Raw genomic sequence first — 12,662 nt, 5'->3', positions numbered from 1 at the left:
TTTAACCATTTACACCATGAAAAATTAAACAGACACAATACGAAAGAAAATAATACGTTATGGGTTAAAATTATATTCAATATTTATTGTCACAATATTTATATATTCATCTAAATTGTTTAATTTTATCGTCTTAATCACCATCAGGTGGTATTTCCTAAAGTACATATGAAAAAATTATTACTATACTCTTTTACTTGTTTATCATTAGCAATTTTGCTTACAAGCTGTAGCTCTAAAGGGGGAAATAGCTCTAGTAAAACAGGTATTCCGTATGCCGATCGTAGAAGTAAAAATAATGCTTCAGGCGCTTTTGCTGTTGCGACGCAATACAGGCGGGCACCTGGTCCCGGGCTGATTCCTATAGAAGGTGGTGTACTGGTTGTAGGTGGAAGCGCAATTGAAGTTCCTGGGGTAGAACCTAGTATTTATAACTACAAAAGACAGGTAACGGTACCATCGTTTTACATGGACGAGACAGAAGTATCGAATACAGACTGGTTAGAATACCTGCACTGGATTAGATATAATTATCCAGAAGATGCGGAATATTATTATAATGAACTTCCTGATACGTTGGTATGGCGCCGTGCCCTATCTTATAATGAGCCTTATGTAGATAATTACCTTAGACATCCGGCATATCGTGATTATCCGGTTGTGGGCGTTTCATGGGAACAGGCATCTCGTTATTGCGAATGGAGAACTTCGAGAGCAAACGAATTTATCTTGCGTGAAAAAGGCATCTTGACAGATTATAAGAGTTTAAATGCAGGAACAACTGGCAAAGGCAATACTGCAGCAGCTACACCAAAACCAGATAAGCCATTTAACACCGATGCTTACCTGAACGGGCAATATGATGATAAGGGCAAAAATGCGCCTATCGACTATAATACTAAAGCAGGTGCTGCAACATCAACCGCTGGTGCTGCCAAGGGCAATACACAGGCACGTAGAACGGCCACTTTAGAGGATGGTGTAATCATGCAGCCTTACCGTTTACCTACTGAAGCTGAATGGGAATATGCAGCTTTAGGCTTAATTGGAAATACCGAATACGAAAACATCAACCAAAACAAAATTTACCCTTGGAATGGCTTGGGCGTAAGCTCGGCGAAGAAAAAAACCAGGGGTATGATTCAGGCCAACTTTAAACGGGCGCCTGGAGATTACATGGGTGTTGGTGGTTCATTAAATGATAAGGGAGATTTAACTGTTCCTGTTATCCAATATACGGCAAACGATTTTGGCTTATACAATATGGCTGGAAACGTAAACGAATGGGTAAACGATGTTTACAGAACTGGAACTTTTACAGATGCTGATGCATTTAATCCTTATCGTGGTAACTATTTTACCAATAAAAAACTTGAAGACACGCAAAAAGGCAAAATTGCGCTGGATAAGTATGGCAACCCAATTAAGGAAAACGCCTATTCTGGAAGAAAGCAAAGCTGGGCTGATAAGCAAGCACAGGCGAAACGAGCAGATTCGATTTCAAAATCTACTGATCCGCAGTCAATTACTGCATCAAATACTTATCAAGCCGATCAAAGAGGTTACCGCGATAGGCAAAACCTAGTTCTTAACGAAGAAGGTGTAACCTTGATTAATGACAAATCAAGAGTTTATAAAGGCGGTTCTTGGAACGATATGGCTTATTGGTTAAATCCTGCTACCCGTCGCTTTATGCAACAAGACGAATCTTCTGCAGAGCTAGGTTTCCGTTGCGCCATGACCATGCTTGGTGCACCAGAGATTAGTACTGCTGGGAAAAGAAGCTTTAAAAATCCTCCGCAAAAACCTTACAGGGTTAAAGGAAAATAGAATATATAAAAAAACCCGGTGCGTTTCATCGGGTTTTTTTATGCGCTTTAATTTTATTTTATACTATGCAAATTGAATCAGGATTTGATTTTTTTCCACCTTATCACCTTGCTTCACAGCAATATTCTTAATCACCCCATCGGTTGTTGATTTAATCATGTTTTCCATCTTCATGGCCTCTAAGATGAGTAGATTATCACCTTTTTTAACTTCATCACCCGAAGCCAACAACACTTTAAGTACCAAACCAGGCATGGGTGCTTTGATTTCTGCTACCTTTCCGGATGCAAATTTGTCCATACCTAATTGCTTCAGCAGTTGATCAAATTGATCTTCTACTCTTGCTGAATATATATTTCCATTAACTTTTATTCTGCATACTTTACTTTGCTGATCAACCTCTACAACCTCTACGTTATAAGATTTAGTTTGATACAAAATATTGGTTTCCCTGGCGTTTATTATGCTTGAATCTAACTCAACAGAATGCCCGTTGACAGTGATTGCTCCTGCAGTATCTTCAATGTCGAAATCAAAATGATCATCTATTGTTACCTTATACATATGATTATTGTGTTAAAGCGTATTGAACTAAATTTGCACCCATTTTTAGCGCCTTCGTTCGAGTTTCCTGCGTATCTTCAGGATAAGTGCCAAGATCTTCCCAGCCGTTGCCTAAATCGCATTCGAAGGTATAGTAACAAACCAACCGCCCTTTGTAAATTAATGCAAAACCCTGTGGCCTTTTATTATCATGTTCGTGAATTTTAGGCAAGCCCGAAGGAAACTTATACTTCTGGTTGTAGATAATGTGATTGGCTGGCAACTCCTCAAAACTTAACTCGGGAAAAACCTTCTTCATTTGAGGTCTAATAAATTTATCTAAGCCGTAGTTATCATCAATGTGCAAGAAGCCACCCCCGGTTAAATAACTTCGTAAATTTTTAACTTCCTGGTCGCTGAATACGACGTTTCCATGGCCTGTCATATAGATAAAAGGATAATTAAAAATTTCTTTAGCGCCTACTTCAACGATGCTTTCTTCAGGATAAAAATTCGTTTTCAAATTGCTATTGCAAAATGCGATCAAATTTGGCAGCGCTGTTCGGTCTGCATACCAATCTCCTCCACCACTGTATTTAAGCTTCGCCATGCGGTAAGACGGAATATGCATAAAAGCCACTAGCCAGAATGAAATGGCAATTAAACCAATGTTGAAAACGGGTATAATATATTTAGGTAACCTGGCAACTATTAATTTCAAACTGATTAACGATTAAGGTAATTGATTTCAAAGCAAACAGCAAGCGCCGCAGTTTCAGTACGCAGCCTGTTTGTACCTAAAGTTAATGCTTTAAAGCCTTTATTCAAAGCCAAGTTTACTTCTTCGGGTGTAAAATCGCCTTCAGGGCCAATAAGAATAGTGTATTTTTGATAAGGCTTAACTAAGTCTGAAATATAGGCTTTTTCCTCTTCGCCAATACAGTGGGCAATAAGTTTATTCCCTTCCCGCTCCTGTTTCAGAAATGTTTCAAAAGATATTGCATCATTCAGAACTGGATGGTAAGCTTTGATAGACTGTTTTACTGCAGAAGTAATTACCTTATTCAGCCGATCTTCTTTTACAACACGACGTTCGGACCGGTCAGTAATTATTGGTGTAATCTCATCAATTCCTAGTTCAGTAGCCTTTTCCAGGAACCACTCTAACCTATCGATGTTTTTAGTTGGCGCAACTGCGATATGCAAATAATGATTTCGCTTTTGAAAATCTTTAATGACTTCCAGAACTTTAAGCACGACCTTTTTCGGATGATCAGAAACAATTTCGGCAGTGTAGAAACCACCTTGCCCATCAACCAAATTTACCAAGGCACCAATAGGCAAACGTAACACTCGGGCACAATGCTTGCTTTCTTCTTCGTTTAGGATGTAAGTATCTTGCGCAATATCTGGTGTATAAAAAATATGCATGGTTGAAACTTAATGGTTATCAACCATATCTTCCTTATTTATAACAAGTTCTAACTTAATGGTTTCGATATTTTGTTCGGTTTTCTTTAAGATAGTAAAGAGATAACCGTATGATTCATTGCTCTCGCCTACTTCAGGAATACGTTCAAAAACGTGAGAAACTAATCCGCCGATGGTATCAAAATCCTCGTCTTCTGGTAAGTCGTGCGGAAGATACTCGTTTACATCATAAACTGTTGCGAACGCATTAACGATGAATTCATTATCAGATACGCGTTCAACTAAAGGTTTCTCTTCATCGTATTCGTCTTGAATTTCTCCAACAAGCTCTTCTACAATATCTTCGAGCGTAACCATTCCGGCAGTGCCCCCAAATTCATCCAAAACAATAGCGATCTGAATTCGGTTGCTTTGAAGCTCGCTCATCAAATCCTTAATTTTCTTCGTTTCTGTAACAAAGTAAGGCTTCCGAATGATATCGTTTAGGGTCCAATGCTGATTTCCCGATGCTACTAAAGGCAAAATATCTTTGGCGTGGATAATCCCTACGATTTTATCCATGATTTCATGGTAAACGGGTAATCTAGAGTAGCCTTCTTTAATGATTTTGTCTACAACATCTTCTTTAAGCGAAGTTAATTCTATACCAGATATCTTGGTACGTGGTACCATGATGTTTTTAACCACGCGTTCGTTAAAATCGAAAACGTTTTTAATCAGTTCATGCTCATTATTATCTAATGCGCCGCTTTCTTTGCCCTGATCAAGCAGGTATTGTAACTCTTCGGTGCTATGAAGTGATTCATGACCAGCTGAAGTATCAATGCCAAATGGCTTAAGAATAACAGCCGCCAAACTATTCAACATCCAAATAAATGGCCTTAATACCACGTAGAAGATCTGCAATGGAACAGATACAAATAAGGTTGTAGCCACCGGACGCTGAATAGCGAACGACTTTGGCGCCAACTCTCCAAATACAATATGCATAATCGTAATTAACGAGAAAGCAACTATTGTAGAAGCAGAGTGAATGAAAGCATCACTTAAACCCCATTCTAAGCTATCAAAAAGATTTTTAAAGATGGTGTGCATCACGCCCTCACCAACCCAACCTAAACCCAGAGATGCGAGGGTTATTCCAAGTTGTGTGGCGGCTAAATAGCCATCGAGATTGTGGATAATGGTTTTGGCCATTTTGCCAACTCTGCTGCCTGATTTGGCTTTAATTTCTATTTGCGATGCACGAACTTTAACAATTGCAAACTCAGCTGCAACGAAAAACCCATTCAATAAAACTAAAAATAACGCAAAAAATAATCGCCACCCAACTGATGATGTATCTGTTTCGGCTATGGCAACCATAGCTAGATTTGATGTTGTTGGAATTGCAGTTAAGTCGAAATTTAAAAACAAGCAGACCGTGGGTAAATCCATTATGCCAATTCTCTAAATGTAGTATTATAAAGTTCTATACTTTCTTTAATCACTTTGTGTGCATAACGTACACCTAGTAAGTGTTCGATTGTCACATTTTTTTCTTCTAATGCTTTGTAATCTTGAAAGAAACGAACAATTTCTTTCATTGTATGTGGTGGTAATTCGTCCAAATCGTTGATATAATTAACCGACATATCATTTTTTGCTACTGCGATGATCTTATCATCTTGTTCGCCATTATCCACCATATGCATTACACCCACAACCTTGGCTTCGATAACGGTCATTGGATAAACATCTACCGAGCATAACACCAAGATATCTAATGGATCTTTATCATCGCAGTATGTTTGCGGAATAAAGCCATAGTTCGCAGGGTACATTACAGATGAAAAAAGAACACGATCTAATTTAATCAATCCTGATTCTTTGTCGATCTCATATTTGGCTTTTGAGCCTTTAGGAATTTCAATAATTGCATTTACAATTTCTGGAACGTTTGCTCCGGGTGATACGCTATGCCAAGCGTGATTTTCTTCTTTTGCCATTTTTAATTTAAATCTGTCTTTTCCTCTTCCAGGTTCGAAACCTTACTTTTTACAAAGGTAATCAATAATGGTATAGTTGTGATAAGGATAAAGCCAATAATAATATATAATAAGTAATCGTTAATCTCTTTTTCAAACCTCCTGCCCAGGAAATAGCCTAATAATGTAAGCGAGCAAATCCAGAGTACTCCACCAACAACATTATATAAAGCAAATCGTTTGAAATCTAGTTTCACTATACCAGCAAAAATCGGGGCAAAGGTCCTAACGATCGGAACAAACCTTCCCATAATTAGCGCAAAGGCACCTTGCTTGTTATAATATGCTTCGGCCGCCCTTAAATATTTTTTCTTGAAGAAGAAACTATCCTTTCTGGTGTACAAAAGTGGACCTGTTCTTCGCCCGAACCAATAGCCTGTAAAATTACCAGATATTGCTGCAATACATAAGCCTGCAAGGAGTATAGCTATATTTACATCTAATTTACCGGTGGCCACAAACATACCGGCAAGAAATAAAAGATAATCTCCAGGGAGAAAAAAACCAAAAAACAGACCAGTCTCTGCATAGATAACAAATATCACGAGATAGAAACCGCCTTCCCTCAATAATTTCTCGGGATCGATTAGCTGATGCAGGTTATTCCAAAAATCGTGCATATTCAATTATTTGTAAAACTACAAATAATTATTAAAGAAATAAGATGAGCGGTTGTTATTATGATAAAAGTGTAAAACAAATATAAGGGGTTAGATTATCCTCAAAGAAGCATAAATTTAAGACATTTATTAAGTTGCGTATAGAAATTGGAATCTAACGTTTAAACACGATGCCAAAACCAAATACGTACTGGCTTGGATTTATAAAAAACTCGTTGAATGTAGAAGTTTTTAATGTAGAATTTAATCCAGAAGAAAAAAATAATGCTTTTCGATGTGTCAATTCATAAGACATCCTCAATCCATAATTAAAATAATCTCTATATAATCTTTCGTCCTTTTTTCTTATACCCAAATATTCAAAACCGAAATATGGTGAAAGAATTATATTTCTAGATGACTTATTGAAGATAAAGGCATGTGATAAGTTAAGATTGAGTGCTGAAAGATTGATACGTTTATCATTCCATAAATTAGCAGATATTTGATAGCCTAAGAAAACATTTTTATATAATCTAAAATCGGCTCCTGTATTTAGTCCATAATTTGCTGTTACGGATTTATATCCATGTCCATCGCTAAATTCAACCGCAAACTTTTTGGCACCAAATATCTGTCTAACGTTATCATGACTTAAATAATTTACAAACCTTTTTCCGAAAGAAGGTTTTTTAATATTCTGATTTGAGACTAGGTTATTATACTTAATTGTATCTAATAGTGTATTTGCAATTCGCTCAATTCTACCTTCTTTCTCGGCTTGCTGAAACAAACTTTCACTTTTAGCCCATATATCCCCTCTCGTTCTCTTATCAACCGAAAAAATATCGTCTCGATTTTGAATAATGTCTTGATATTTAAGCACTGCAACATCTATACTATCAATTTCTGTCCTTAAAAAGTCTACAGTAGTTTCAGGAGCCTCTCTTCTTAATTCTGAACTTGCATGAGTATGCGTTTCATTTAAATACCATTTGGCTCCAATCTTGTCGTAAGAAACGCTATAATTCAATACTTTATGCTTAATCAAGCCAACCCTAACTAAATTATATAAATAGATGTTTGATGCAACAAAAGCATAAGAGGCCGTATCAATGTAAAACGTTGCATCAATCTTATCGTAAACCTTTGAAGAATCTTTCTGAGTGATGTTAATTACAAATACTTTACGATTATTATAAAACTGTTTTCCAGTTAATAGATAGTCAAAATTCTTTCTTTTTGAAATTTTATTTAACAAGCGTTGATTATGCGCAATATCCTGAAAATCTACAACATTATAGTTGGAAGAATGCCTTAGAAACATTAACGATCTATCAAATAGCGTATCTATTCGATTTTCTAAAACAGCAATGGTTGTTCTTTCTGTACTGTTATACGATGGGATATATGCTTTTATAATCGCATCAGCTTTAAAATATTCAGATTGATTGCGCCACGTTTGTGTCCTTAATATTCCCTTCATAGCAATTGGTTTATCTGGATAATTTTCAGGAATTCTTTTGATAGCTTTTTTCAAAATGTCATCACCTATCCCAATCATTACCTCCTTTAGTTCATTTGTGGATTCAGATAACTCTACAATGTAAAAATGATTGGGTTGATAAATTAAGCGAACGTTTAGATAACCTATGTGGCTAAAATCTATTGCTCTTTCTTTCAATGATTTCAATTCGGCGTTTAGTTCGAAAAAACCATTTTTATCTGTTTTTGTAATTGTATTACCAACAGCCACTGTTACACCAGATAATCTTGTATTATCCTTATTATCAATAACCTCACCCTTAAGTAAAATGGTTTGTGCAAACGTAATGTTAATAAGGATGGTTGAAAAAATTAGGATAATAATCAGATGTTTCATATTAACTAAAGGAAATATAATCAGATTAACCATTTCAAGTGTTCCATCTGAAGTGAGCTATAGCATAGATTGCTTAAAGTAATAGTAATGGATTGCTAAAATTTACAATCCACTACCCATTAATGTTAAATAGGTATAATCACTGCTCCAGCACCAGCACCAATTAATCCAGCGGTAAACCAATTGTCACTTCCAGAAACAACTTCACCATTGATTGTAGTTTCACCGGAAAGAAGAGCTAATGTAGCCCCAACCAAAAAGCCAATGAGTGCTCCAAAAAAACCTCCTCCATTAACATCTTCCATCCCCTTAGCATTCAATTCCTGAACACCAAAATTTTCCAATTCCAATTTTTTCATTTTGTTTTAAATTTAAGTTAAACATTAAATCAAAAACTTTTTGGCCAGTTATTTCTGTAGCACAATAGTTGCAAAAAAAACATCTACTTTCTAATTTCAAGGATGAAATCGTGTTTTTCAAGGATGAAATTTTTGAAAACGGTAAATTAGCTATCGTTTGTTAGCGAAATTCTGTTTTTTCTACCGCACTTTGTAGTAAGCCAGTGCCTTTTACGCTTACGGTTTGTACAAAAAAGGCAAGTTTGCTAAGGCTACTAAACCCGCTATTGTAGTAGTGCTGTAAATTATTTGCGATCGGATGTGGGTTTGGTGGAGGAAGATTAGGGAAGTACCATCTAAAGTGTCTTTTGATATGAGGGGCATTGATTTTATCTTTTAATTAGGAACGTGCAAAATTATTTCTCAGCCTATAACAATTTTTAGATTAGAATTTTTATGAGCTATACCTTTTGCTCTAGATTCACAAAACAAGTACAATAAATATATAAATACCAAAAGGAGTAATGTACAAATTATTGATGCCTCGAAACCGAATTTGCCTCCAGTTATATAATCTGGCCCATTTAAGGTTTGCTTAAAAATACTTTCGGTTTTTAAACCACTAACCGGACTGCCCAAAATAGGGCCTTGAAAAAAGTTCCAGGCAAAGTGAGCTGATATAGAAAACCAAAGATTCTTGAAATAAATATAAAATATACCTAAAAAAAGTCCTGATAAAAAAATATTTAAAAATGGTATAATACTAAGATTATCATTAGCTACATGAAAAACGGCAAATAATATTGATGATAAAATTAATGCACTATATTTATTCTTATTAAGCATTAAATACCTTAAAACGTATCCTCTAGTTAATAATTCTTCATTTAATGAACCAACTATGAAGATAAAAAAATAGGAACTAAAATTTAGCGGGGTAAATTGCGCAGAAGACATATCAATTTTACCACTAAAATATAAGATTAGAAGAACCAATATGACAGGAAGTGCTCCGAATATGAATCCTTGTAAAATTGATTTATGGTATTCAAGTTTTAATCCAATATCTAAAATATTAAGCTGCTCCCTTTTGAGGAAGATAAGCATGGTTATAACCGTCGAAATCAGACTAACAAATTGAAAAATAAGGATATAAGAAACTTTTTTATCGTAAACATTAATTGCCTCCCTAAAAGTAATTTTATCGATTAATGAAATTAAGCCAAATCCGAAAGAACCTATTAAAGCACCTATTAGAATCCAAACTAACAAAAAATATATTATGTATTTCATAATGTTATTACCATTCTGCATAATCAATATGCAGAATGGTTTAGTATTGTAGAATAAAAATTATTGGTCATTATTGGGGTCATAAACCCAATCAACTAAGGCTTGAATACTTCTATGAATAAAACCTGCTGCTTTAAACAATAAGTTACCTCCATTTATATCTTTATATTCAGAGTTAGTTAACTCTATTACGTTAAAATCTTGTAAGTTTCTCATAATAATTATTTTCTTTTACCATAAACTTTATTTCCTGCATTATAACCAGCCTTAAAATCAGCTACAGCCCCTTCCCAGTCTAGAGCTGCTTCAATTAAACCTTCGGCAATAAATGCCCAAAAATTTCCTCCTTCTGTTTCAATCATCTCCTTAACATCCAATTCCTGAACACCAAAATTTTCCAATTCTAATTTTTTCATTTTGTTTTAAATTTAAATTAAACATTAATTCAAAAACTTCTGGCCAGTTATTTTGTAGCACAATAGTTGCAAAAAAAATATATACTTTATAATTTCAAGGATGAAATCATGTTTTTCAAGGATGAAATTTTTGAAAATAACAAAGTGAAATTAGTTTATCATCTTATATTTGTTACAATTTATTCTACCTATCATCCCTTCGGTAAATACTTTACAATTAAACGAAGAGAAGATGAAATCAACTTGTATCATTATAGACGACGACCCTACAATTGTCGATCAGATATCGGAATATATTAAAGACACCCACCAATTAACATTATTAAATAGCTATACAGACTCAATCGTAGCATTAAATGCGATAACTAACGCCTCAAATAAAATTGACTTTTTATTTACCGACATAGAAATGCCTGGTTTAACTGGGCTCGATCTAGCAAAAAGAATTAGGCATAAAATTAGATTTCTGGTTATCATCACTGGGCATCTACAATATGCTTTAGATGGATATGACGTACAAGCTAATGGATTTTTAACTAAACCTATTAGCTACCACAAATTTAATGCAACAGTTAATAACCTCTTGGCTCAGTCAACCACAGAAAAACCATTTGCTTTCTTTAAAGCAAAAGAAAGTAGAGAACAAGTAAAATTGTGGATTGAAGAAATAATTTTTATAGAAGCAAATGGAAATTACGTCAATATCAATACATTTAATAAAACGACTATAACACTATTAAAACTTTCAGATATTGAGGAGAAGTTACAACCGTACAAGCAATTTGTAAGAATACATAAATCATTTATAGTTTCAACTCATCATATAGAGAAACTACAAGGAAATTTCGTATTCTTAACCAATAACAAATCCCTTCCTATTTCTGTAACATACAAAGACATTATATTTAGAAATTTCGATTAAAAACCTATATAAGATTTAAAATTATTGTGGGATAAATACCCAAAATTAGCGTTATAGCAACGGAAACGGCCAATACAATTTTATACTGATTAGGTGTTGCCAATTCAGCTTCAGCTCCTTCTTTAAACCAAACCGCTACAATTACTTTAAAATAATAGTAAAACCCAACTAATGCATTTAAAATGGCAAAGCCCACTAAGAATGTATGGTATTCACCCATAACATTTAAGAACATTAGGTATTTACCGATAAACCCTGCTGTTAGTGGAATACCTGCTAGCGAAAGCATGGCAATTGTTAACGATAAAGCTACCAGAGGGTTTTTCTTACCTAAGCCATTAAAGCTTTCAAAGCTATCGCTACCTGTTTTTTGTTTCACCAAAATTAATACTGCAAAAGCAATGATGGATGCGAAGGTATAAGCTGCTGCATATACCAAAACACTATTTTGTGAATTAGCGCCTATTACTACCAAAGAAAACAGAAGATAGCCCGCATGCGAAATACTTGAATAAGCTAACATTCGCTTGAAATTCTTCTGAAACAACGCCGTAACGTTACCTATAAACAAAGTAATGCAAACAATTACAATTAACGGGGTAACCCAAAAATCATGTAGCGGAGCAAAAGCATCAGAGAATAGTCTTAAGAATGCAGCAAAACCCGCAGTCTTTACTACGGTACTCATAAAAGTAGTAATTAGTGATGGCGAACCTTCATACACATCGGGTGTCCAAAAGTGGAAAGGCGCAGCGCCCACTTTAAAACATAACCCAATCATCATCAAAATTACACCTGGATAAAATATTGGCGATATGGCCCTGCTGTTATCAACCAGGTAAGTTTGAATTTTATCTAAATCGAAAGAACCGGTAGCTCCATAAATTAGTGTAATGCCAAATAACAGGAAGCCTGTAGAAAACGCACCCATCAAAAAATACTTTAGAGAAGCTTCATTTGAGGCGAAATCTTTTTTGCGGATACCAGCGAGGATATACAAACTTACAGACATGATCTCTAAGCCTACAAATAGCATCGCCATATTCTTGTAGGATACCATCATAATCATCCCCGCCAGGGCGAAGAGAATAAGCGTATAGTACTCGGCAATGTTATCGCTTTTCGCATGAAAATAGTTCTGTGTTAACAAGAAAATTAATAATGTTCCGATGATACAAACGCCAGAAAAGGCCAAAGCAAAATTATCTGTTTGCATCATGCCGAAGTGTATGGCATTACCATTCCATGCACCAATGGTAAAACCCAAAGCAGTAAGCAAGCCAACAATAGTAATTGGTAATAATGCCTTATTTGCTTTAAATAAACCTGCATAAAGGACAATAAAAGCTGTTATACTAATGGTTATAATGATATTCATCGC

At 35.1% G+C, this 12,662-nt stretch carries 14 protein-coding genes; 2 read left to right on the top strand and 12 right to left on the bottom strand.

Annotation, left to right across the window (positions count from 1 at the left end):
• The first annotated feature begins 168 nt into the window (after positions 1-168).
• Positions 169-1,830, top strand: coding sequence for an SUMF1/EgtB/PvdO family nonheme iron enzyme (locus tag OQ268_RS05255; RefSeq protein ID WP_265855049.1), 1,662 nt, complete (start codon positions 169-171; stop codon positions 1,828-1,830).
• 63 nt (positions 1,831-1,893) lie between these two features.
• Here OQ268_RS05255 and OQ268_RS05250 read toward each other — a convergent pair whose 3' ends face one another.
• The 11 genes from OQ268_RS05250 to OQ268_RS05200 form a co-directional block, all read right to left on the bottom strand.
• Complete coding sequence (locus tag OQ268_RS05250; protein ID WP_265855048.1) at positions 1,894-2,394, bottom strand: acetyl-CoA carboxylase biotin carboxyl carrier protein subunit; 501 nt, start codon at positions 2,392-2,394, stop codon at positions 1,894-1,896.
• A gap of 4 nt (positions 2,395-2,398) precedes the next feature.
• Positions 2,399-3,004 (bottom strand): DUF4159 domain-containing protein, encoded by a 606-nt coding sequence (locus OQ268_RS05245; protein WP_265855162.1) that lies wholly within the window; start codon positions 3,002-3,004, stop codon positions 2,399-2,401.
• Between the two features lie 95 nt (positions 3,005-3,099).
• Complete coding sequence (locus OQ268_RS05240; RefSeq protein ID WP_265855047.1) at positions 3,100-3,804, bottom strand: 16S rRNA (uracil(1498)-N(3))-methyltransferase; 705 nt, start codon at positions 3,802-3,804, stop codon at positions 3,100-3,102.
• Positions 3,805-3,813: 9 nt separating this feature from the next.
• Positions 3,814-5,169 carry a hemolysin family protein gene (locus tag OQ268_RS05235; RefSeq protein ID WP_456153992.1) on the bottom strand — a complete coding sequence of 452 codons (1,356 nt, stop codon included), beginning with the start codon at positions 5,167-5,169 and terminating at the stop codon, positions 3,814-3,816.
• Positions 5,170-5,240: 71 nt separating this feature from the next.
• Positions 5,241-5,792, bottom strand: coding sequence for an inorganic diphosphatase (locus OQ268_RS05230; protein WP_265855045.1), 552 nt, complete (start codon positions 5,790-5,792; stop codon positions 5,241-5,243).
• Between the two features lie 2 nt (positions 5,793-5,794).
• Entirely contained in the window at positions 5,795-6,451 is a 657-nt protein-coding gene (locus OQ268_RS05225) for a DedA family protein (protein WP_265855044.1), read from the bottom strand.
• Positions 6,452-6,605: 154 nt separating this feature from the next.
• Complete coding sequence (locus OQ268_RS05220; protein WP_265855043.1) at positions 6,606-8,312, bottom strand: carboxypeptidase-like regulatory domain-containing protein; 1,707 nt, start codon at positions 8,310-8,312, stop codon at positions 6,606-6,608.
• A gap of 125 nt (positions 8,313-8,437) precedes the next feature.
• On the bottom strand, positions 8,438-8,671 hold the full coding sequence (locus tag OQ268_RS05215; RefSeq protein ID WP_265855042.1) for a hypothetical protein: 234 nt from the start codon (positions 8,669-8,671) through the stop codon (positions 8,438-8,440).
• Positions 8,672-9,073: 402 nt separating this feature from the next.
• Positions 9,074-9,943 (bottom strand): CPBP family intramembrane glutamic endopeptidase, encoded by an 870-nt coding sequence (locus OQ268_RS05210; RefSeq protein ID WP_265855041.1) that lies wholly within the window; start codon positions 9,941-9,943, stop codon positions 9,074-9,076.
• A 60-nt stretch (positions 9,944-10,003) separates the two neighbouring features.
• Positions 10,004-10,159, bottom strand: coding sequence for a hypothetical protein (locus OQ268_RS05205; RefSeq protein WP_265855040.1), 156 nt, complete (start codon positions 10,157-10,159; stop codon positions 10,004-10,006).
• A 5-nt stretch (positions 10,160-10,164) separates the two neighbouring features.
• Positions 10,165-10,359, bottom strand: a complete 195-nt coding sequence (locus tag OQ268_RS05200; RefSeq protein WP_265855039.1) for a hypothetical protein — start codon at positions 10,357-10,359, stop codon at positions 10,165-10,167.
• 232 nt (positions 10,360-10,591) lie between these two features.
• Between OQ268_RS05200 and OQ268_RS05195 the strand changes: the two genes are divergently transcribed.
• On the top strand, positions 10,592-11,281 hold the full coding sequence (locus tag OQ268_RS05195) for a LytR/AlgR family response regulator transcription factor (RefSeq protein ID WP_265855038.1): 690 nt from the start codon (positions 10,592-10,594) through the stop codon (positions 11,279-11,281).
• A 4-nt stretch (positions 11,282-11,285) separates the two neighbouring features.
• Here the strand turns inward: OQ268_RS05195 and OQ268_RS05190 are convergent, their stop codons facing one another.
• Positions 11,286-12,659: an NADH-quinone oxidoreductase subunit N gene (locus OQ268_RS05190; protein WP_265855037.1), complete on the bottom strand. Its 1,374-nt coding sequence runs from the start codon at positions 12,657-12,659 to the stop codon at positions 11,286-11,288.
• Positions 12,660-12,662: the final 3 nt, after the last annotated feature.

The organism is Pedobacter sandarakinus (assembly GCF_026240095.1).
GTDB classification, from domain to species: Bacteria; Bacteroidota; Bacteroidia; order Sphingobacteriales; family Sphingobacteriaceae; genus Pedobacter; species Pedobacter sandarakinus.
Note: the sequence above shows the minus strand (reverse complement) of the source record. Positions and strands in the feature narration are given on the sequence as shown.